This window comes from Amycolatopsis sp. lyj-109 (assembly GCF_046548995.1).
GTDB lineage: Bacteria > Actinomycetota > Actinomycetes > Mycobacteriales > Pseudonocardiaceae > Amycolatopsis.
The window spans coordinates 290,048-314,035 of the sequence record NZ_JAJPWR010000011.1 but is presented as its reverse complement, the minus strand read 5'-3'; the positions used below and the strand labels follow the sequence as shown (position 1 = coordinate 314,035).

The window sequence follows — 23,988 nt, the reverse complement described above, 5'->3', positions numbered from 1 at the left end:
CGCTGAAAAAGTGTCGCCGGAAGCGAGATTTCCCTGCGTAGGGGCCCCTGTTAAGGGGGATTATTAGGGGTTGTAGGCCCAAAACCGGTCCCATAGCCTCGCTTTGATGCCACTTCGGCGCGCGGATGTGCCGGGTGTCCGCACTTCGCTGGAGAAAAGGCTGGTGGCACTGACATGGCCGACGAGGAGACGCTGCGCGAGCACCTCAGGTGGGTCACGACCACTCTGCACCAGACGCGCCGGCGGCTGCAGGCGGTCGAAGAAGCCGAGCAGGAACCGATCGCGATCGTCGGCATGGGTTGCCGGCTGCCCGGCGGTGTCCGCAGCCCCGAACAGCTGTGGGACCTGGTCGCCGCGGGCACCGACGCCGTCACCGGGTTTCCCGCGAACCGCGGCTGGGACCTCGACGGGCTCCGCGACCCCGACCCGGACCGGCCCGGCACCTCGCACACCGCGTCCGGCGGCTTCCTGCACGACGTCGCCGACTTCGACGCCGGGTTCTTCGGCATCTCCCCGCGCGAGGCCCTCGCCATGGACCCCCAGCAGCGGCTGCTCCTGGAAACGACCTGGGAGGCCATCGAACGCGCCCGCATCGACCCGGCGTCGCTGGCCGGCTCGGAGACCGGCGTCTTCGTCGGCAACACCGGCCAGGACTACGCGAACCTCCTGCGCGGCGCCGGCGACAACCTCGAAGGTCACCTGCTCACGGGCACCGCGACCGCCGTCGTCTCCGGCCGGCTGGCGTACTTTCTCGGCCTCGCCGGCTCCGCCGTCACGGTCGACACGGCCTGCTCGTCCTCACTCGTCGCGCTGCACTGGGCCTGTCACGCGCTCCGCCGCCGCGAGTGCTCGCTCGCGCTTGCCGGCGGCGTGACCGTCCTGTCCACCCCCGCCGCGTTCGTCGCGTTCAGCCGGCAGCGCGGCCTGGCCCCCGACGGCCGCTGCAAGTCCTTCGCCGACGCCGCCGACGGCACCGGCTGGGGCGAGGGCGCCGGCATGCTGGTCCTGGAACGGCTGTCCGACGCCCAGCGCCACGGCCGCCCGGTGCTCGCGGTCGTCCGCGGCTCGGCGATCAACTCCGACGGCGCGTCCAACGGCCTCACCGCACCCAACGGCCCCGCGCAGGAGCGCGTGATCGCCGACACGCTGGCCAGCGCGCGGCTCTCGGCGAAGCAGGTCGACGCGGTCGAAGCGCACGGCACCGGCACCACCCTCGGCGACCCGATCGAAGCGCAGGCCCTGCTGGCCACCTACGGCCGGGCCCGCACCGGCGACGACCCGCTGTACCTCGGTTCGCTGAAGTCGAACGTCGGGCACACCCAGGGCGCCGCGGGCGTGGCCGGGGTGATCAAGATGGTCCTGGCCATGCAGCACGGCGTCCTGCCGCGGACGCTGCACGTCGACGCCCCGACGTCGCACGTCGACTGGGCGGCCGGCGGGGTCCGGCTGCTCACCGAGGCCCGGCCCTGGCCGGAGACCGGCGAGCCCCGGCGCGCGGGCGTGTCCGCGTTCGGCATGAGCGGCACCAACGCCCACGCCATCCTCGAAGCCGCGCCGGTCGGCGAGGAACCGGCGCCTTCGAACGTGGACGGCCCGGTGCCGTGGGTGCTGTCCGCGCGGACCGCCGACGCGCTGCAAGCCCAGGCCGCCGCGCTGGCCGGGCACGGAGCACCGGCGGCGGACGTCGGGTTTTCGCTGGTCACGACCCGTTCAGCGTTCCCGCGCCGCGCGGTTGTGATCGGCGATCTCGCCGGCGGTCTCACGGCGCTCGCCGAGGGAATTCCGGCGGCGAACGTCATCACCGGGGTAGCGGGTGCGCCGGGCAAGGTCGCGCTGGTCTTCCCGGGCCAGGGATCGCAGTGGGCGGGCATGGCCCTCGAACTGGCGGAGTCCTCGCCGGTGTTCGCGGCCCGTCTCGACGAATGCGCCACCGCCCTGGAGTCCTTTGTGGACTGGCAGCTCCGTGAGGTGCTGGCCGACTCGGAAGCACTGGGCCGCGTCGATGTCGTGCAGCCCGCGTTGTTCGCCGTGATGGTGTCGCTGGCGGAGTTGTGGCGTTCGTTCGGCGTGGTCCCGGACGCGGTGGTCGGCCACTCCCAGGGCGAAATCGCCGCGGCTGTGGTCTCGGGTGCGCTGTCCCTTGAGGACGGTTCTCGGGTGGTCGCGTTGCGCAGCAGGGCGATCCTGGCGCTGGCCGGTGGCGGCGGAATGGTCTCGGTGGCCGCACCCCTGGAGACGGTCGAGGCGCGGCTGACCGGGGAACTGTCGATCGCGGCGGTTAACGGCCCGGCCGCGGTCGTGGTCTCCGGCGAACCCCAAGCCCTCGATGAGCTGATCAATTCCTGCGAAGCCGACGGGATCCGCGCGAAACGGGTCCCGGTCGACTACGCCTCCCACTCGCCCCAGGTGGAGCAGCTGAGGGACGAGCTGCTCGACGTTCTGGCGCCGATCACGCCCCGCCAAGCCGAGACGGCCTTCATCTCCACGGTCACCGGCGAGTGGAACGAACGTGTGGATGCCGAGTACTGGTACACCAACCTCCGCAGCACAGTCCGCCTGGACACCGCCGTGGAACGGCTGAAGAGCGCCGGTTTCGGCACGTTCATCGAGGTGTCCCCGCACCCGGTTTTGACCATGGCGCTCGGCGAAGACGTCGTCGCGCTGGGCTCCCTCCGCAAGAACGACGGCGGCCTGACCCGGTTCCACGCCGCGCTCGCCGAGGCGCACGTCCGCGGCGTGGCTGTCGACTGGACCCCGGCCTTCCCCGGCGCCCGCACGGTCGACCTGCCCACCTACGCCTTCCAGCGCGAACGGTTCTGGCCCGCCGTGGCCGCGGAGCCGGGCGACGCGGGCGCGCTCGGCCTGAGCGCCACCGGGCACCCCCTGCTCGGCGCGGCGGTCGCCCTGTCCGCGGGCGACGGCCTGGTGCTCACCGGCCGGGTCTCCCCGCAGGCCCAGCCGTGGCTGGCCGACCACGCCGTGCACGGCACGATCCTGCTGCCCGGCACCGCGTTCGTCGAACTCGCCGTGCAGGCCGGTGACCGCGCCGGCTGCGGCACGGTCGAGGAGCTCACCCTCGAAACCCCGCTGACCCTGCCGGACGGCGGCGCCCGCGCGCTGCAGGTCCAGGTGGGTGCGGCCGACGAGACCGGCCGGCGCGGCGTCGAGGTCCATTCGCGGCGCGACGAGGACGATCCCTGGACCCGGCACGCCACCGGCGTACTCGCGCCTGGCACCCCCGAAGCCGGGTTCACCCTGGACTCCTGGCCGCCCGAGGGCGCGGCCAGGATCGACCTCGACGGGTTCTACGACGGCCTCCGCGCGGCGGCGGGCTACGGCTACGGGCCTGCTTTCCAGGGCCTGCGTTCGGCGTGGCGCCGCGGCGACGAGATCTTCGCCGAGGTCGCACTGCCGGAGGACCGCGACGCCGCCCGCTTCGGCCTGCACCCGGCGTTGCTGGACGCGGCCCTGCACCCGCTCGCCCTGGCCGTGTCCACCGAGGACGGACTGGCCCGCCTGCCGTTCGCCTGGACGGGCGTGACCCTGCACGCGACCGGCGCTTCGGCCCTTCGCGTCCGCCTCACCCGCCGCGGCGAGGACGAGGTCACGGTCGAGGTCGCGGACCCGTCGGGCGCTCCGGTCGCGAGGGCGGCGTCCCTCGTCCTCCGCCCACTCCCCGACGGCGGCCTCGACCGGACCACCGACGATCTGTACCAGGTCACCTGGACCGAAATCGCCGACACGCGTGCTCAGAACGCCGACACGCGTGATTCCGGCGCCGACACGACCGCGCAGGGCTCCGGTGCCGTGTCGACCCTTCAAGCACGCGTGTCGGCTTCCGGATCACGCGTGTCGACCCCTGCCGCACCTGAGGCGGTCTTCGAACCGATCGGCGGGGCGCCGGTCCACCGCGTGCTCGGGCTCGTCCAGGAGTGGCTCGCCGCCGACCGCCCCGAAGTTCTCGTCTTCGTCAGCAGCGGCGCCGTCGCGGTGCACGACGGGGAAGCCCCCGATCCCGGCCTCGCCGCCGCGTGGGGGCTCGTGCGCTCCGCCCAGTCGGAACACCCCGGCCGGTTCGCGCTGCTGGACACCGACGACCCGGACCACCCCGTCGTCCCGCCCGAGCCGCAGACGGCCGTGCGCGACGGACGGCTGTTCGTGCCCCGCCTCGCCCGCGTCACCGCCACCGGGGAGACGCCGGACTGGGGTGACGGCGCCGTCCTCGTCACCGGGGCCTCGGGCAAGCTCGGCGGACTCGTCGCCCGGCACCTCGCGCGGCAGCACGGCGTCCGGAAACTGGTCCTGCTCAGCCGCCGTGGTGCGGACGCCCCCGGCGCCGCCGAACTCGCCGCCGACCTGCCGGACGCCGTCTTCGTCGCCTGCGACGCCGCCGACCGCGACCGGCTCGCCGAAGTCCTAGATAAGCACCGGATCACCGCTGTCGTGCACGCCGCCGGTGTGCTCGACGACGGCGTCGTCGAGACCCTCACCCCGGAGCGGCTGGACGCGGTCCTGCGCCCGAAGGCCGCCGCCGCCCGCAACCTCGACGAGCTGACCACCGAGCTCACCGCCTTCGTGCTCTTCTCCGCCGCCGCGGGCACCACCGGCGGCAGCGGACAGGGCAACTACGCCGCCGCCAACGCCTACCTCGACGCCCTCGCGCAGCGACGCCGGGCGGCCGGACAGCCGGCCGTGTCGCTCGCCTGGGGCCTGTGGGCCGAGGCGAGCGGGATGACCGGGCACCTCGACGACCGCGCGCGCGACCGGCTCGGCCGCTCCGGCGTGCGGCCCCTGGACACCGCGCAGGGCCTGGCGTTGTTCGACCGCGCCGTCGCCGCGGGCCCGGCCGCGCTGGTCCCGATCGCCCTCGACGCCGCCGCACTGCGCCGGCAGGCGGCCGAAGGCGCTGTCTCGCCGCTGTTCCGCGGCCTCTTCCCGCCGCCCGCGCGCCGCACCGCCGCGGCCGGCGGGCACGTCGGCGAGCTGTCCGAAGAGGGCCTGCTCGACCTGGTCCGGACGCAGGTGGCGGCCGTGCTCGGGTACGCGTCGGCGCAGGCGGTCGACCCCGCCCGCGCCTTCAAGGACCTCGGGTTCGACTCGCTGACCGCGGTCGACCTGCGCAACCGCCTCGCCGCCGCCACTGGCCTGCGGCTGCCCGCCACGCTGGTGTTCGACCACCCGACCCCGGCGGTGCTCGCCGCCCACCTAGCCGGGCGGACGGCGGACACCGCCGTCACGAAGAAGGCCGGCGCCGACGAGCCCATCGCGATCGTCGCGATGAGCTGCCGCTACCCGGGCGGGGTCACCTCCCCGGACGACCTCTGGCGGCTGGTCGCCGAGGGTGGCGACGCCGTTTCGGCGTTCCCCGCCGACCGGGGCTGGCCCGATCTCTTCGACGACGATCCCGCCCACGGCGGGACGTCCTACGTCCGCGAAGGCGGATTCCTCTACGACGCCGCCGATTTCGACGCCGAGTTCTTCGGCATGTCCCCGCGGGAAGCGACCGCGACGGACCCGCAGCAGCGGCTGCTGCTGGAAGTCGCGTGGGAGGCGTTCGAGCGCGCCGGGATCGTGCCGGACGCGGTGCGCGGCAGCCGGACCGGCGTCTTCGCCGGCGTGATGTACCAGGACTACGCCACCCGGCTGCAGAACGTCCGAAGTGGACTGGAGGGCTACGAGGGCTACCTCGGCAACGGCAGTGCCGGCAGCGTCGCCTCCGGCCGGATCTCCTACGCGCTCGGGCTCGAAGGCCCGGCGATCACCGTGGACACGGCGTGTTCGTCGTCGCTGGTGGCCCTGCACCTGGCGTGCCAGTCGCTGCGGCAGGGCGAGTGCGACCTGGCGCTGGCCGGCGGGGTCACGGTGCTGGCGACGCCCGCGCTGTTCGTCGAGTTCAGCCGGCAGCGCGGCCTCGCGGCCGACGGCCGGTGCAAGTCGTTCGCGGACGCCGCCGACGGCACCGGCTGGGGCGAGGGCGCCGGCCTCCTGCTGGTGGAACGGCTGTCCGACGCCCGCCGCAACGGTCACCCGGTGCTCGCGGTCGTCCGCGGGACGGCGGTGAACCAGGACGGCGCGTCGAACGGCCTGACCGCGCCGAACGGCCCGGCCCAGCAGCGGGTGATTCGCCAGGCACTGGCCGAAGCGGGACTGACGGCGTCCGAAGTGGACGCCGTCGAGGCGCACGGCACCGGCACCACCCTCGGCGACCCGATCGAGGCGCAGGCGCTGCTGGAAACCTACGGCCAGGACCGCGAAACGCCGCTGTGGCTGGGCTCGCTGAAGTCGAACATCGGCCACACGCAGGCGGCGGCCGGGGTCGGCGGCGTGATCAAGATGGTGATGGCGATGCGGCACGGCGTCCTGCCGCGGACGCTGCACGTCGACGCGCCTTCGTCGCATGTGGACTGGTCGGCGGGCGCGGTCGAGCTGCTGACGGAAGCCCGCGAGTGGCCGGAAGGCGACCGCCCACGGCGGGCGGGCGTCTCATCGTTCGGCGTCAGCGGCACCAACGCGCACGCGGTCCTGGAGGAGCCCGAGCGCCCCAAGGCGGCCTTGGTTGCGTCAGACGCACCGAAGGCCGCCTTGGTTGCGTCTGACGCACCGAAGGCCACATTGGGGCGCTCGGGGCCGGTTGTGCCGTGGGTCGTCTCCGGCCGGACGGCGGGTGCGTTGCGGGCGCAGGCGGCCGCGCTGCTCGGACGAGGTGAGCTTCCGGCCGCGTCGGTCGGGGTGGCGCTGGTTTCCGCGCGGTCGCTGTTCCGGCACCGCGCGGTCGTGGTCGGCGAGGATCTCGCCGGCGGCCTCGCCGCGCTCGCCGAGGGCGCTCCCGCGGCCAACGTCGTCACCGGAGAGGCGGGCGAACCGGGCAAGGTGGCGCTGGTGTTTCCCGGTCAGGGCGCGCAGTGGGCCGGGATGGCGCTCGAACTGGCGGAGTCATCGGCGGTGTTCGCGGCTCGCCTCGACGAGTGCGCCGCGGCTCTCGGGTCCCTTGTGGACTGGTCGCTGCGCGAGGTCTTGGCCGACGCGGAGGCGTTGAGCCGGGTCGATGTCGTCCAGCCCGCGTTGTTCGCGGTGATGGTCTCCCTCGCCGAGCTGTGGCGTTCGTTCGGAGTGGTGCCGGACGCGGTGGTCGGCCACTCCCAAGGCGAGATCGCCGCCGCCGTCGTCGCGGGCACACTGTCCCTTGAGGACGGCGCTCGCGTGGCGGCGTTGCGCAGCAAGGCGATCCTGGCCCTGGCCGGTGGCGGCGGCATGGTGTCGGTCGCGGCCTCCGCGGAAACCGTCGAGGAACGGCTGACCGAAGGAGTCTCGGTCGCCGCCGTGAACGGCCCGGCGGCGGTCGTGGTCTCCGGCGCACCGGAAGCCCTGGACGAGTTCATGGCGGCCTGCCGCGCGGACGGCATCCGCGTGAAGCGGGTGCCGGTGGACTACGCGTCCCACTCGCCCCAGGTCGAGCAGCTGCGCGACGAGCTGCTGGACGTCCTGGCGCCGGTGGCCCCGCAGCAGGGGCACACGGCGTTCCTCTCGACGGTGACCGGCGAGTGGGACGAACAGGTGGATGCCGAGTACTGGTACACGAACCTCCGCAGCACGGTCCGTCTCGACAGCGCGATCGAGCGGCTGAAGAGCGAAGGCTTCGGCACGTTCATCGAAGCCTCGCCGCACCCGGTGCTGACCATGGCGCTCGGGGACGACGTCGTCGCGCTGGGCTCCCTCCGCAAGAACGACGGCGGCCTCACCCGCTTCCACACCGCGCTCGCCGAAGCGCACGTCAACGGGGTCGCCGTCGACTGGACCCCGGCCTTCGCCGGTGCGCCCGCCGCCGACCTCCCGACCTACGCCTTCCAGCGCGAACGCTACTGGCTCGACGTCCCGGAAGCCGAGCCGGTCCAAGCTGATCAGCGCTTCTGGGACGTCGTCGGCGACCAGGACGTCCCGGCGTTCGCCGGCGCCCTCGACCTCCCCGAGGACGCCCCGCTGGACGCCGTCCTGCCCGCCCTGGCGAAGTGGCGCAGCCGCCGCCACGACGAGGCCACCACGGACTCCTGGCGCTACCGGATCGCCTGGCGGCCCGTCGCCACCCCGCCCGCCCGCCTCTCCGGCCGCTGGCTCGTGGTCGGAGACGGTGACGTCCGGGACGTCCTGGCCGCGCACGGCGCCGAGATCGTCCAGGACGCCGAGGACCTGACCGGCGTGGTGGCCGTCCGGCCGGACACCGCGACCGCCCTCGAACTGACCCGTCTCGACGCCCCGCTCTGGCTCCTCACCGAAGGAGCGGTGGCCACCGGACCCGGCGACCGCGCGCCCGACCCCGTTCAGGCGCGGGTGTGGGGGCTCGGCCGGATCGCCGGGCTCGAGCACCCCACCCGCTGGGGCGGCCTGGTCGACCTGCCGCCGGTCCTCGACGAAGCCACCGCGGCGAAGCTGGCCGCCGTCCTGGCCGGGACCACCGGCGAAGACCAGGTGGCGCTGCGCGCTTCCGGCGTCTTCGCCCGCCGGCTCGTGCACACCGAACCCACCGAACCCGTCCGGCGGTGGCGCCCGGAGGGCACGGTCCTCGTCACCGACGTCGAGGGCCACGCGGCCGTGCGGCTCGCCCGCTGGCTGATCACCCGGGGTGCCACCCGGATCGTGCTCGCCGCGGCGGCCCTGCCCGGCGTGGAAACCCTGCACGGCGCCGAAGTGCTCGAGGCACGGTGCGACGTCGCCGATCGCGACCAGCTCGCCGCGGTGCTCGCCGCTCACGGGCCGGTGCGATCGGTGTTCCACGCCGCCGGCGTCACGGACCTGGCACCCCTCGCCGAAACGGGCCCGGACCTCCTGGACCGCGCGTGCCGGGTGAAGGCGGACGCCGCCGACCACCTCGACGCCCTGCTCCCGGACGACCTCGACGCCTTCGTCCTGTTCTCCTCCATCGCCGCGGTCGTCGGCAGCGGTGCCCACGGCGCCTACGCGGCGGCCAACGCCCACCTCGACGCGCTCGCCGAGCGCCGCCGGGCCCGCGGGCAGGCCGCGACGTCGATCGCCTGGGGCGTCTGGGACGCCGAGGAAGGCGTCGACCGCGCCCGACTGGTGGCCGAGGGCGTCCCGCCGCTCGACCCCGAGCTGGCGCTGACCGCGCTCGGACGGGCCCTCGACCTCGACGACACCACCGTCGTCGTCGCCGACGTCGACTGGCCGCGGTTCGCCCCGGCCTTCGCCGCCGCCCGCCGCCGGCCGCTGCTCGCCGAGCTGCCGGAAGCCGACGAGGAGACCGCTCCCGAGCCGTCCGGATACGCCGCCGGGCTCGTGGGGCTGAACGCGGCGGACGCCCAGCGCGTGCTCGTCGACCTGGTCCGCGCGCAGGCCGCGGCCGTGCTCGGGCACGCGTCCCCGGCCGCCGTCGACGTCGGACGCGCCTTCTCCGAACTCGGCTTCGACTCGCTGACGGCGGTCGAGCTGCGCACCCGGCTGGCCACCGCGACCGGCCTGCGGCTGCCCGCGACCTTGGTGTTCGACCACCCCACGGTCACCGTCCTCGCCGGGTTCCTCGGCGAGCTGCTCGGCACCGGGTCCTCGGCCGAAGCCGGAGCGGCCACCGGAATCGCCGCGGACGAGCCGATCGCCATCGTCGGTATCGGCTGCCGGTTCCCGGGCGGGGTCCGCTCGCCCGAGGACCTCTGGCGGCTGGTCGCCGCGGGCGGCGACGGCATCACGTCGTTCCCGGACGACCGCGGCTGGGACCTCGACGAGATCTACGATCCCGAGCCCGGCGCCACCGGCAAGAGCTACGCCCGCGAGGGCGGCTTCCTCGCCGACACCACCCGCTTCGACCCCGGCTTCTTCGGGATCTCGCCGCGCGAAGCCCTCGCCATGGACCCGCAGCAGCGGCTGCTCCTGCAGACGTCCTGGGAAGCCTTCGAACGCGCCGGGCTCGACCCGGTTTCGGTGCGGGGCGCGCGGATCGGCGTCTTCGCGGGTACCAACGGCCAGGACTACCCGGCCCTGCTGGAACGCTCGACCGAGTCCCTGGACGGCCACGCCGGCGTCGGCAACGCGGCCAGCGTCGTCTCCGGCCGGCTGTCCTATGTGTTCGGTCTCGAAGGCCCGTCGCTGACGGTGGACACGGCGTGTTCGTCGTCGCTGGTGGCGTTGCACCTGGCGGTGCAGGCGCTGCGGCGCGGCGAGTGTTCGATGGCCCTCGCCGGTGGTGCGACCGTGATGGCGACCCCCGGCATGTTCGTCGACTTCAGCCTCCAGCGCGGCCTCGCCGCGGACGGCCGGTGCAAGGCCTTCGCCGAGGCCGCTGACGGCGCCGGGTTCTCCGAAGGCGCGGGAATGCTGCTGGTGCAGCGGCTCTCGGACGCGCTGCGCGAGGGCCGCCGGGTGCTCGCCGTGGTGCGGGGGTCGGCGGTGAACTCCGACGGCGCGTCCAACGGGTTGACCGCGCCGAACGGCCCGTCGCAGCAACGCGTCATCCGGGCGGCGCTCGCGGACGCGGGCCTGAAGCCGTCCGAAGTGGACACTGTGGAAGCGCACGGCACCGGGACGACCCTGGGTGACCCGATCGAAGCGCAGGCCGTGCTCGCGACCTACGGGCAGGACCGGGCCACGCCGCTCTGGCTCGGCTCGGTGAAGTCCAACCTCGGGCACACCCAGGCCGCGGCCGGGGTTGCCGGGATCATCAAGATGGTCATGGCGATGCGGCACGGTGTCCTGCCGCAGACCGTGCACGTGGACGCGCCTTCGTCCCATGTGGACTGGTCGGCCGGTGCGGTCGAGCTGCTCACCGAGTCGCGGGACTGGACTTCCGATCGTCCCCGGCGGGCCGGGGTGTCGTCGTTCGGCATCTCGGGCACCAACGCCCACACGATCCTCGAGCAGGCGCCCGACGTCGTCGCCGAGGAACGCGAGCCGGTCTCCGGACCGGTACCGTGGGTGCTGTCGGGCCGGACCGAAGCCGCGTTGCGCGACCAGGCGGCCGCCCTCGCCGAGGTGGACGCGGACCCGGCGGACGTCGGATTCTCCCTGGCCACGGCCCGGTCGCGGTTCCCGCACCGCGCGGTGGTGCTCGGCGCCGACGCGCTGACCGCCGTCGCCGGGGGAACACCGGCGGCGAACGCGGTCACGGGCATCGCCGGGACGCCCGGCAAGGTGGCCCTGGTCTTCCCGGGCCAGGGTTCGCAGTGGGCCGGGATGGCCCTCGAACTGGCCGGATCCTCGCCGGTGTTCGCGGCCCGCCTGGACGACTGCGCCGCCGCGCTCGAATCCTTTCTGGACTGGCAGCTGCGTGACGTGCTGGCCGACGCGGAAGCTCTGAGCCGGGTCGACGTCGTGCAGCCTGCTTTGTTCGCGGTGATGGTTTCGCTGGCGGAGTTGTGGCGGTCGTTCGGCGTCGTGCCGGACGCGGTCGTCGGGCACTCCCAGGGCGAGATCGCGGCGGCCGTGGTCTCGGGCGCACTGTCCCTTGAGGACGGCGCCCGGGTGGTGGCGCTGCGCAGTAAGGCGATCCTGGCCCTGGCCGGTCGCGGCGGGATGGTGTCGGTGGCCGCCCCGCTTGCCACCGTCGAAGAACGGCTGACCGAGGGAATCTCGATCGCGGCCGTGAACGGACCGGCCGCCGTGGTGGTGTCCGGCGAGCCGGGCGCCCTCGACGACCTGATCGCGGCCTGCGAAGCCGACGGCATCCGCGCCAAGCGCGTCCCGGTCGATTACGCGTCGCACTCGGTGCAGGTGGAGCAACTGCGCGAGGAACTCCTCGAAGTACTGGGCCCGATCACCCCGCGAACGGGGGAGACGGCGTTCTTCTCCACGGTGACCGGCGAGTGGCTCGACGGATCCACTGTGGACGCCGAGTACTGGTACCGGAACCTGCGCGGGACCGTGCGCCTCGACATCGCCGTCGAGCAGCTGAAGCGCGAAGGGTTCGGCACGTTCGTCGAGGCCTCGCCGCATCCGGTGCTGACCATGGCACTCGGGGACGACGTCCTCGCACTGGGTTCCTTGAAGAGGGACGACGGCGGGCTCGCCCGCTTCTACACCGCGTTGGCCGAGGCGCACGTCAACGGCGTCGACGTCGACTGGACCCCGGCCTTCCCCGGCGCCCGGTTCACCGACGTCCCGACCTACCCGTTCCAGCGGGAGCGGTACTGGCCACAGTGGACCGCCGCCACCGCCGGTGACGCCGGTGGGCTCGGCCTGACCGATGCCGGGCACCCGCTGCTCGGCGCGGCCGTGGCCGTCGCGGGCACCGGCACCACCCTGCTCACCGGCCGAATTTCCCTGAGCACGCACCCGTGGCTCGCCGACCACGCGGTCGGCGACACCGTGCTGCTGCCGGGCACCGCGTTCGTCGAGCTGGCCGTGCAGGCCGGTGACCAGGTCGGCTGCGCGACCGTCGAAGAGCTGACCCTGCAGGCGCCGCTGGTGCTGCCCCGCCGCGGCGGCGTCGCCCTCCAGGTCCGGGTCGAAGCCGCCGACGAGCACGGCCGCCGCGCGGTGACCGTCCACTCGCGACCCGGCGACGACCTCGACTGGACCCGGCACGCCGAAGGGATCCTGGCCGTCGGTGCCGAGCCGGGCACGGCGCTCACCGCGTGGCCGCCGCCGGGCGCGGAACCCCTGCCGGTCGACGGCCACTACGACACCCTCGCCGGCCACGGCTACCGCTACGGCCCGGCGTTCCAGGGCCTGCGGGCGGCCTGGCGGCACGGCGACGACCTCTACGCCGAGGTCGTCCTGCCCGCCGACCAGCGCGCCGAAGCGGCCCGCTACGGCCTGCACCCGGCCCTGCTCGACGCGGCCCTGCACCCGATCGGCCTGACCAGCGCCCAGGCCGGCGCCCGGCTGCCGTTCGCCTGGACCGGCGTCCGGCTCTACGCGACCGGCGCGACCACCCTGCGGGTCCGGCTCGGGGCGCTCGGTGCGGACGGCGTCTCGGTCGCCGTCACCGACGAAACCGGCGCGCCGGTCGCCGAAGCCGAATCCCTGGTGATGCGGCCGATTTCGGCCGGGCAGCTGGCCGCCGCCGCGGACCACGGCGCCGATGCCCTCTTCACCCTGACCTGGCAGCGCCTGGACGCCGAGCCGGGCGCTCCGGCGGTGCCGCTGGGCGAGCCGGGGCCGGTCGCCTACACGGAGTGCCGCGGCGACGTGACGGCTCGGACACTCGAGATCCTGCAGGACTTCCTGGCCGGAGCCGGGCGGCTGGTCCTGGTCACCGAATCGGCTGTCGGGGAGGCGCCCGCCGACCCCGCCGCGGCGGCCGTCTGGGGGCTCGTGCGTTCGGCGCAGTCGGAGCACCCGGACCGGTTCGTCCTCCTCGACGTCGACACGACCGAGAACCTCGCCGCCTGGTCCGGTTCGGCCGCCGCGTCCGGCGAGCCCCAGCTGGCGCTGCGCGGCGGCGAACTCCACGTGCCGCGGCTGGCACGGACGGCCGCGCCGCGGCGAGAGCACACCTGGAACCCGGACGGGACCGTCCTGGTCACCGGCGCGAGCGGCGTGCTCGGCGGCCTGCTCGCCCGGCACCTGGTGACCGTCCACGGGGTCCGGCACCTGCTGCTGCTCAGCCGCAGCGCACCCGACCTCGGCGAACTGCCTGCGTCGGTGACGGCGCTCGCCTGCGACGTCGCCGACCGGGCCGCCCTCGAAGACGCCCTGGCGACGATCCCCGCCGAGCACCCGCTGACGGCGGTGGTGCACGCCGCGGGCGCACTCGACGACGGCGTCCTCGAAGCACTGACCCCGGAGCGGCTCGACACCGTGCTCCGGCCCAAGGCGGTCGCCGCCCGGCACCTGCACGAGCTGACCGAGCACCTGGACCTCGACGCGTTCGTCCTGTTCTCCTCCTTCGCGACGACGATGGGCGGCGCGGGCCAGGCCGGCTACTCGGCGGCCAACGCCTACCTCGACGCCCTCGCCCAGCACCGCCACGGCCGGGGACTGCCCGCCACCTCGCTCGCGTGGGGACTCTGGGAGGCGCGCAGCGGCCTGACCGCGCACCTCGGCGACGACGACGTGTCCCGGCTCGGCCGGTCCGGGGTCCGTGCCCTGCCGACGGATCGCGCGCTGCGGCTGTTCGACCTCGCCCTGGGGACCGGCGAGCCGCTGCTCATGCCGGTCGCGCTGGACCTCGCCGCCTGGCGGGCCCGGGCCGAGGTGCCGCCGCTGCTGCGCGGGCTGATCAGGACGTCGGTGCGGCGGACCGTGCGCGACGGTGTCCCGGCCGGCCCCGGGCTGGCCGAACGGCTGGCGGGGCTGTCGGAAGCCGACCAGCTCCGCCTCGTCGACGAGGTGGTGCGCGGCCAGGTGGCGGCGGTGCTCGGGTATGCGTCGGGCCACGCCGTCGAGGCCGGCCGCGGCTTCCTCGACCTCGGGTTCGACTCGCTGACCGCGCTGGAACTGCGCAACCGGCTGGGCGCCGTGACCGGGCTGCGGCTGCCGGCCACGCTGATCTTCGACTACCCGAACCCGGACGCGCTCACCAAGCACCTGTGCGCCGACCTGCCCTCCGGCGGAGCGCAGGTCGTCCTGCCCGTCCACGCCGAACTGGACCGGCTGACCGCGGTGCTCGCCGCGACCGAACCCGGGGCCGGCGAACGCGACCTGATCACCGAGCGCCTGCGCGGACTGCTGGCCCGGTGGACCGCGACCGACGACCGCCGGACGGAACCCGGCACGGAACTGGCCGACGCCACCGCCGAGGAGATCTTCGAGCTCCTCGACGACGAACTGGGGATGTCCTGAATGTCGAACGAACAGAAGCTCCTGGACTACCTCAAGCGCGCCACGGCCGACCTGCGCGAAGCCCGACGGCGGCTGCAGGAGAACGAAGACCGCGCGCAGGAACCGGTCGCGATCGTCGGCATGAGCTGCCGGTTCCCCGGCGGCGTCCGCAGCCCCGAACAGCTGTGGGAGCTGCTCGAAGCGGGGGAGGACGCGGTCGGGGCCTTCCCCGCCGATCGCGGCTGGGACCTCGAAGCGCTCTACGACGCCGACCCCGGCAGCGCGGGCACCAGCTACACCCGCGAAGGTGCGTTCCTGCACGACGCGGCCGACTTCGACGCCGGGTTCTTCGGCATCTCCCCGCGCGAAGCCCTGGCCATGGACCCGCAGCAGCGGCTGCTGCTGGAGGTGTCCTGGGAGGCGCTGGAGCGGGCGGGCATCGACCCGGCGTCGGTGCGCGGCGAGAAGGTCGGCGTCTACGCGGGGGTGATGTACTCCGACTACGCGGCCCGGCTGCTGCTCGCGCCCGAGGTGTTCGCGGAGTTCGAGGCCTTCCTCGGCAACGGCAGCGCGGGCAGCGTCGCCTCCGGCCGGATCGCCTACACCCTCGGCCTCGAAGGCCCCGCCGTCACGATCGACACGGCGTGCTCGTCGTCGCTCGTCGCGCTGCACCTGGCCTGCCAGGCCGTCCGGCTCGGCGACTGCGCGCTGGCCCTGGCCGGCGGCGTCACGGTGATGGCCACCCCGGGCACGTTCACCGCGTTCAGCCGCCAGCGCGGCCTGGCCGCCGACGGCCGGTGCAAGCCCTTCGCCGACGCGGCCGACGGCACCGGCTGGGGCGAGGGCGCCGGGATGCTGCTGGTGGAGCGCCTGTCCGACGCGCGTCGCCACGGCCACCCGGTGCTCGCCGTCGTCCGCGGCTCGGCGGTCAACCAGGACGGCGCGAGCAGCGGCCTGACCGCGCCGAACGGGCCGGCGCAGCAGCGGGTCATCCGGGCCGCGCTGGAGCGCGCTGGTCTGTCCACTTCGGACGTCGACGCGGTGGAGGCGCACGGCACCGGAACGACGCTGGGCGACCCGATCGAGGCACAGGCGCTGCTGGCCACCTACGGTCGCGGCCGTGCGGCGGACCGGCCGCTGCTGCTCGGTTCGGTCAAGTCCAACCTCGGGCACACCCAGGCCGCCGCCGGGGTGGCCGGGATCATCAAGTCTGTCCAGGCCATGCGGCGGGGACTGCTGCCGCGGTCGCTGCACATCGACACGCCGTCGTCCCAAGTGGACTGGAGCGCCGGTGACGTGCGGCTGCTCACCGAGGCGACGCCGTGGCCGGAGACCGGGCAGCCGCGGCGGATCGGCGTGTCGTCGTTCGGGGTCAGCGGGACGAACGCGCACGTGATCCTGGAGCAGGCGCCCGCGGAGGAGCCCCTGCCGCCGCGGGCGGCCTCGGGACCGGTGCCGTGGGTGGTGTCGGCGGGTTCTCCGGAAGCCTTGCGGGCGCAGGCGGCCGCGCTCCTCGCGCACGACGGCGACCCGGTCGACGTCGGGTTCTCGCTGGTGAAGTCGCGGGCGCTGCTGAACCATCGTGCGGTCGTCACCGGTGCGGGCGGGCTCGCGGCTCTCGCGGCCGGTTCGCCGAGTCCGGCGGTGGTCACCGGGGAGGCGGCGGCCCGCGGCAAGGTGGCACTGGTCTTCCCGGGGCAGGGGTCGCAGTGGGCCGGGATGGCGCTGGAGCTGGCCGCGTCCTCGCCGGTGTTCGCCGCGCGTCTCGACGAGTGCGCGGTGGCCTTGTCGTCCTTTGTGGACTGGTCGCTGCGGGAGGTCCTGGCGGACGCGGCCGCGCTCGCCCGGGTCGACGTGGTCCAGCCCGCGCTGTTCGCCGTGATGGTGTCGCTGGCTGAGCTGTGGCGGTCGTTCGGGGTGGTTCCCGATGCCGTCGTCGGGCATTCCCAGGGCGAGATCGCGGCCGCGGTCGTCTCGGGTGCGCTGTCCCTTGAGGACGGTGCTCGGGTCGTTGCGTTGCGGAGCAAGGCGATCCTGGCCCTGGCCGGCCGTGGCGGGATGGTGTCGGTGGCGGCGCCGCTGTCCACGGTCGAAGAGCGGCTCGGGGACGGTCTGGCGATCGCAGCGGTGAACGGTCCGGCCGCGGTGGTGGTTTCCGGCTCGCCGGGCGATCTGGAGGCGCTGATCGCTTCCTGTGAGGCCGACGGGATCCGGGCCAAGCGGGTGCCGGTCGATTACGCGTCGCATTCCGTTCAGGTCGAGGAACTGCGGGAGGAACTCCTCGAGGTCCTCGGCCCGATCGTGCCGCGCGCGGGGGAGACGGCGTTCTTCTCGACGGTGACCGGCGAGTGGGCCGACGGTGCTCTCGACGCCGAGTACTGGTACCGGAACCTGCGCAGCCCGGTGCGGCTGGACGTCGCCGTCGAGCGGTTGAAGAGCGAGGGCTTCGGGACGTTCATCGAGGCCTCACCGCACCCGGTCCTGACCATGGCGATCGGCGACGACGTGGTCGCGCTCGGCTCGTTGCGTCGGGACGACGGCGGGCTGAGCCGCTTCCACACGGCGCTCGCTTCGGCGCACGTGGCCGGGGTGCCGGTCGACTGGACGCCGGCGTTTCCCGATGGGCGCGTGATCGACCTGCCGACGTATGCGTTCCAGCGCAAGCGGTACTGGCTCGACGCACCCCGGCAGACCGCGGCGGGTGACCCCGCGGACGCCCGCTTCTGGACGGCGGTCGACGGTGGTGACCTCGGCGCGCTGGCCGAGTTGATCGACGTCCCCGCCGAGACGACTTTCGCCGAGCTGCTGCCCGCCCTGGCCCGCTGGCGGCGGTTGCGCCAGGAGAAGTCCACTGTGGATGCCTGGCGGTATCGGGTGGAGTGGAAGCCGCTCGCCGATCCGGCGGAAGGGGTGCTGTCCGGCCGCTGGGTGGTGGTCGCTCCGCCCGGCACGGACACGACGGAGGTGACGAGTTGTCTCGCGGCCGCCGGTGCGGAGCCGGTGGTGCTCGAGTGGCCGGGCGGTGGTGGTGCGCTCGCCGCCGGGCCGGTCGCCGCGGGTGGCGGGGCTGCGGGCCTTGCCGATGCCGCCGGTGTCGTCTCCGTCCTCCCCGATGCCCCCGGCACCCTCCTCCTCACCCAGGCGCTCGCCGGCACCACCGCGCCCCTCTGGCTCCTGACCCACCACGCCGTCGCCGCCCTGCCCGGCGACCAGGCCCCCGCCGCCGATTCCGCCCAGATCTGGGCCCTCGGCCGGGTCGTCGGTCTCGAACACCCGGAACGCTGGGGCGGCCTCGTCGACCTCCCCACCACCCTCGACCGCCGGGCCGCTCGCCGCCTGGCCGCCGTTCTCTCCGGGCTCGACCACGAAGACCAGGTCGCCGTCCGAGCTTCCGGCCTCTTCGCGCGCCGGCTCGCCCACGCACCCGCGAGCGAACCCGCCCAGCACTGGCGACCCGAAGGCACCGTCCTCGTCACCGGCGGCACCGGCGCCCTCGGCGGGCACGTCGCCCGGTGGCTGGCCCGGTCCGGCGCCGACCACCTGGTCCTCGTCAGCCGCCGCGGCGCCGGTGCGCCCGGTGCCGCCGAACTCGCCGCGGAGCTGGACTGCCGGGTCACCTTCGCCGCCTGCGACCTCGCCGACCGCGACGCCGTGGCCGCGCTCGTCCGCGACCTGGAGGACGTGCGCGCCGTCGTCCACACCGCCGGGCTTCCCCAAGCGAAAACCATCGCGGACACCAGCGTCGAGGACTTCGCCGACGTTCTCGCGGCGAAGGCCGGCGGCGCCGACCACCTCGACGAACTCCTCGGTGACGACCTCGACGCCTTCGTCCTCTTCTCCTCCAACGCCGGGGTCTGGGGCAGCGCCGGCCAGGGCGCCTACGCCGCCGCGAACGCGCACCTCGATGCGCTCGCCGTCCGGCGGCGGGCGGCCGGGCGGAAAGCGACGTCCGTCGCCTGGGGGTCCTGGGCCGGGGACGGCATGGCGGGCAGCGCCGAGGCGAAGGACCACCTGCGCCGCCGCGGCCTGCGGGAAATGGACCCGGACCGGGCCCTCGCCGCCCTGCAGCACGCCCTCGACGCCGACGAGACCTTCGTGGCCGTCGCCGACATGGACTGGCCGCGGTTCGCCGCCGGGTTCACCGCGGCCCGGCGCCGTCCGCTGATCGAGGACCTGGCGGAAGTCCACGCCGAGGAGGTCGTCACCGAGGTCGGTCCCGGCCTCGCCGACGCCGTGCGCGGGCTCGGGCCGCGGGAGGCCGCGCACCACGTCCTCGACCTCGTGCGCGCGCAGGCCGCCGCCGTGCTGGGGCACGAGTCCGGTGCGGCCGTCCCCGCCGACCGGGCCTTCCGCGAACTCGGCTTCGACTCGCTGACCGCCGTCGAACTCCGCAACCGGCTGACGGTCGCGACCGGCGTCCGCCTCCCGTCGACCGTGGTCTTCGACCACCCGCACCCGCGCGCCCTCGCCGGCCACCTCCTGCGGGAGGTGACCGGGGCCGAAGCCGCCACGACGACGGCTGTGCCCACCGCGTCCGCCGAGCCGATCGCCATTGTCGCCATGGGCTGCCGCTACCCGGGGGACGTGTCCTCGCCGGAGGACCTGTGGCGCCTCCTGGCCGGCGGCGCGGACGGCGTCGGCCCGTTCCCCGCCGACCGCGGCTGGGACCTGGCCGCGCTCTACGACCCGGACCCGGCGAACCTCGGCACCAGCTACACCCGCGAAGGCGGGTTCATGACCACGGCTGCGCAGTTCGACGCCGGCTTCTTCGGCATCTCGCCGCGCGAAGCCCTGGCCATGGACCCCCAGCAACGGGTCCTCCTGGAGACGTCGTGGGAGGTGTTCGAGCGCGCGGGCATCGACCCGGAGTCCTTGCGCGGCAGCGGAACCGGCGTGTTCGTCGGCGCGACGTCCTCCGGGTACGGCGTCGGCGCGCGCGACGAGTCCGGCGGCTCCGAAGGCTACCTGCTGACCGGCAGCGCCCCGGCCGTCGTCTCCGGCCGCCTGTCCTACACGTTCGGGCTGGAGGGCCCGGCCGTCACCGTCGACACGGCGTGCTCGTCGTCGCTGGTCGCGCTGCACCTGGCGTGCCAGTCGCTGCGGCAGGGCGAGTGCTCGATGGCCCTCGCCGGCGGGGTCACCGTGATGGCGCACCCGGCGGCGTTCGTCGAGTTCAGCCGCCAGCGCGGCCTCGCCGCAGACGGCCGCTGCAAGTCCTTCGCCGACGCCGCCGACGGCACCGGCTGGGGCGAAGGCGTCGGTCTCGTGCTGCTGGAGAAGCTGTCGGACGCCCGGCGCAACGGCCACGAGATCCTCGCCGTGGTCCGCGGTTCGGCAGTGAACCAGGATGGTGCGTCGAACGGCCTGAGCGCGCCGAACGGTCCCTCGCAGCAGCGGGTGATCCGGGCCGCGCTGGCGAACGCCGGTCTGTCTGCTTCGGACGTCGACGCGGTCGAGGCACATGGCACCGGCACTCGGCTGGGCGACCCGATCGAGGCGCAGGCGCTGCTGGCGACGTACGGCCAGGACCGCGACCGGCCGCTGTGGCTCGGCTCACTGAAGTCCAACATCGGGCACACGCAGTCGGCTTCCGGTGTGGCCGGGGTGATCAAGATGGTGCTCGCCATGCGGCACGGTCTCCTGCCGCGCACGCTGCACGTCGACACGCCATCGTCGCAAGTGGACTGGTCGGCCGGCGCCGTCGAGCTGCTCACCGAAGACCGGGAGTGGACGTCCGACGGCCCGCGCCGCGCCGCCGTCTCGGCGTTCGGCGTGAGCGGCACCAACGCGCACGTGGTCCTCGAACAAGCCGAGCCCGTCGCGGTTCCGGCGGTGGGTCCGGACGCGACGCCGCCGCTCGTCCCGCTGTCGGCCCGGAGCGCCACGGCGTTGCGTGCCCAGGCCGGCCTGCTCCGCGCGACGGACGTGGCACCGCAGAATCTCGCCTACTCGCTGGCGTTCACCCGCGCCACGCACGACCACCGCGCGGTCCTCGTCGCGAGTGGCGACGAGCTCGACCGGGCGCTGGGTGTGCTCGCCGACGGCGGCACCGACACCGCCGTGGTCACCGGCACGGCCGACCGGGACGCCCTGCTGGCGGTCCTGTTCACCGGCCAGGGTGCCCAGCGGGTGGGCATGGGCCTGGGGCTCTACGACCGGTTCCCGGTGTACGCCGAAGCTTTCGACGCGGTGTGCGCGCACTTCGGCCCGGAGCTGCGGGCCGCCTTCGACGACGCCGAGCGCCTGGAGCGGACCGAGTTCACCCAGCCCGCGTTGTTCGCGGTCGAGGTCGCGCTGTTCCGCCTGGTTTCTTCGTGGGGTGTGCGCCCCGATTTCGTGGCCGGGCATTCGATCGGCGAGATCTCGGCCGCCCACGTGGCAGGGGTGCTGTCCCTGGAGGACGCCTGTCGCCTGGTGTCGGCGCGGGCGTCGCTGATGCAGGCTCTGCCGCCGGGTGGGGCGATGGTCTCGATCGCCGCGCCGGAGGCCGAGATCGAGCTGACCGAAGGGGTTTCCCTCGCGGCGGTGAACGGGCCGGAGTCGGTGGTGATCTCGGGTGACGAGGCCGCGGTGCTGGCGATCGCGGCTCGGTTCCCGAAGACCAAGCGGCTCGCTGTGAGTCACGCGTTCCATTCGCCGTTGATGGATCCGATGCTGGCCGAGTTCCGCGCGGTGGCGGAGTCTTTGACGTATCACCCGGCGGAGATTCCGGTGCTCTCGAATGTGAGCGGTGCTCTCGCTTCGTCGTTCACGGCGGAGTATTGGGTGCGGCACGTGCGGGAGACGGTCCGGTTCGCCGCCGGTGTGTCCACTTTGGACGCGGCCGGGGTCGGGGTGTTCCTGGAGCTGGGGCCGGACGGGGTGCTCAGCTCGATGGTCCCGGGCACCGCGATCCCGGTGCTGCGTCGCGACCGCGACGAGGAACGCACCCTGTACACCGCGCTGGCCCGGCTGCACGTCGCCGGCGTCGACCTCGATTGGGCGAGCCTGTACGCCGGTTCGGCCGGGCGGGCCGTCGCCCTGCCGACGTACCCCTTCGAGCACCGGCGGTACTGGCTCGAACCCGCCCGCCCGCAGGCGGCCACCGACACCGCCGACGCCGAGTTCTGGGCCGCCGTCGAGCACGGCGACCTGGCCCGGGACCTGGCCGTCGGCGAAGACCTCGCCGACGCCATCCAGCCCGCGCTCCAGGCCTGGCGCACCCGCCACCGCGAGGCGAGCACCCTCGAATCGTGGCGCTACCGCGTCGCCTGGCGGCCGCACCCGATCGCGGCCGGCCGGCTGTCCGGCACCTGGCTGCTCGTCGGCACCGCACCCGCGGGAATCGCCGAGAGCCTGGCCGAGCGGGGTGCCGAGGTCCACACCGTGCCCGTCGGGCGCCTCGGTGCGGTGCCGGACATCGCCGGAGCGCTCGCCTTCCCGGCGAACCTCGACGAGGCCCTCACCGTGCTGCAGGCGGACCTGCCCGGCCCGCTCTGGCTCGGCACTACCGAAGCCGTGCGCACCGGCCGGTCCGACACCGCACCCGAGCCGGCCCTCTCGCAGGTCTGGGGCCTCGGCCGGGTCGCCATCCTCGAACTCACCGGCCGCGAAATCGGCCTCCTGGATCTCCCGGCCACCCTCGACGACCGCGGCCACGACCGGCTCGCCGCCCTCCTGGCCGCGGGCACCGGCGAAGACCAGGTGGCGCTGCGGGCGTCCGGCGCGTTCGTGCCCCGGCTCGTCCGCGCCCCGGCGGGTGCCGAGCCCGGCGGCTGGCAGCCCGAAGGAACCGTCTTGATCACCGGCGGCACCGGGGCACTGGGCAGCGCGCTCGCCCGGACCCTGGCCGGCCGCGGCGCCCGGCACCTGCTGCTGCTCAGCCGCCGCGGCCCGGACGCCCCGGGCGCCGGCGAGCTCGCGGCGCAGCTGCGTGATCTCGGCGCCGAGCCCGAGATCGTGGCCTGCGACGTCGCCGACCGCACCGCACTGGCGGAAGTCATTGCCGGACGGGACATCCGTGCCGTCTTCCACGCCGCCGGACACGGCCGGTTCACCCCGATCGCCGGATCGTCCACATCGGACTTCGCGGAGGTGGTCGGCGCCAAGGTGGCCGGTGCCGTCCACCTCGACGAGCTGCTCGGCGATCTCCAGGCCTTCGTGCTCTTCTCCTCGATCGCCGGGGTCTGGGGCAGCGGTCACCAGGGCGCCTACGCGGCGGCGAACGCGCACCTCGACGCCCTCGCCGAACGCCGTCGCGCGGCCGGGCGCGCCGGGACGTCGATCGCCTGGGGCCCGTGGGCGGGCGCCGGCATGGGCGCCTCCGAAGAAGGTGAAGAGCTGCTTCGCCGACGCGGCCTCCGCCCGCTCGACCCGGAGCTGGGGATGCGCGCGCTCCTGCAGGCCGTCGAGCTGAACGAGACCACCGTCGTCGTCGCCGACGTCGACTGGGCGCGGTTCGCGCCGTCGTACGCGGCCGCCCGGACCCGGCCGCTGATGAGCGAACTGCCCGAATTCGCCGTCGGCGAAGAACGCACCGAACGTGGCACGGCCGAGCTGACCACCCGCCTGGCCGCGCTGCCCGGACCCGAACGCCGTCGCGTGCTCCTGGACGTCGTGCGCGCCCGTGCCGCGGCGGTCCTCGGCCACGACGGTGCCGGGGCCATCGAGCCGGTCCGGCCCTTCAAGGACCTGGGCTTCGACTCGCTCACCGCCGTCGAGCTGCGCAACGGGCTGGCCGCCGAAACCGGCCTGGCCCTGCCCTCGACGCTCGTGTTCGACCACCCGACCCCGGCGGACCTGACCGATCGCCTGCTCGGCGAGATCTTCGGCGCCGAAACCCCGGACCTGCCCGTCGCCGCGGCCGCCATCGACGACGACCCGATCGCGATCGTCGCGATGAGCTGCCGCTACCCGGGCGGCGTGCGCTCGCCGGAAGACCTCTGGCGGCTGGTCGGCGCCGGCGGCGACGGCATCGCGCCGTTCCCGGCCGACCGCGGCTGGGACGTCGGCGCGCTCTACGACCCGGACCCGGGCAAGAGCGGCCGCAGCTACGCCCGCGAGGGCGGCTTCCTCGACGGCGTGGCGGAGTTCGACGCGGCCTTCTTCGGCATCTCACCGCGCGAAGCCCTCGCGATGGACCCGCAGCAGCGCCTGCTGCTGGAGACGTCATGGGAGCTGTTCGAGCGGGCGGGCATCGACCCGCACTCGCTGCGCGGCACGAAGACCGGGGTGTTCGCCGGCACCAACGGCCAGGACTACGTCACCCTGCTCGGCGCGGCACTTTCACGTGAAAGTGCCCGG

At 74.4% G+C, this 23,988-nt stretch carries 2 protein-coding genes (1 of these 2 running past the window's edge); both read left to right on the top strand.

The window, feature by feature from the left end:
- The first annotated feature begins 174 nt into the window (after positions 1 to 174).
- Positions 175 to 14,727: an SDR family NAD(P)-dependent oxidoreductase gene (locus tag ACLJQF_RS25645; protein ID WP_410612239.1), complete on the top strand. Its 14,553-nt coding sequence runs from the start codon at positions 175 to 177 to the stop codon at positions 14,725 to 14,727.
- Positions 14,728 to 23,988, top strand: the 5' portion of a protein-coding gene (locus ACLJQF_RS25640; protein WP_410612237.1) for a type I polyketide synthase. The gene runs 5,979 nt beyond the window's last position; the window shows 9,261 of its 15,240 coding nt (coding positions 1–9,261); it begins with the start codon at positions 14,728 to 14,730; its stop codon lies off the right edge, out of view. It abuts the gene before it with no gap.

Bases quoted from the DNA above. Each gene is read 5' to 3' on its own strand.
- ACLJQF_RS25645 (WP_410612239.1), top strand. From the start codon at position 175: ATGGCCGACGAGGAGACGCTGCGCGAGCACCTCAGGTGGGTCACGACC.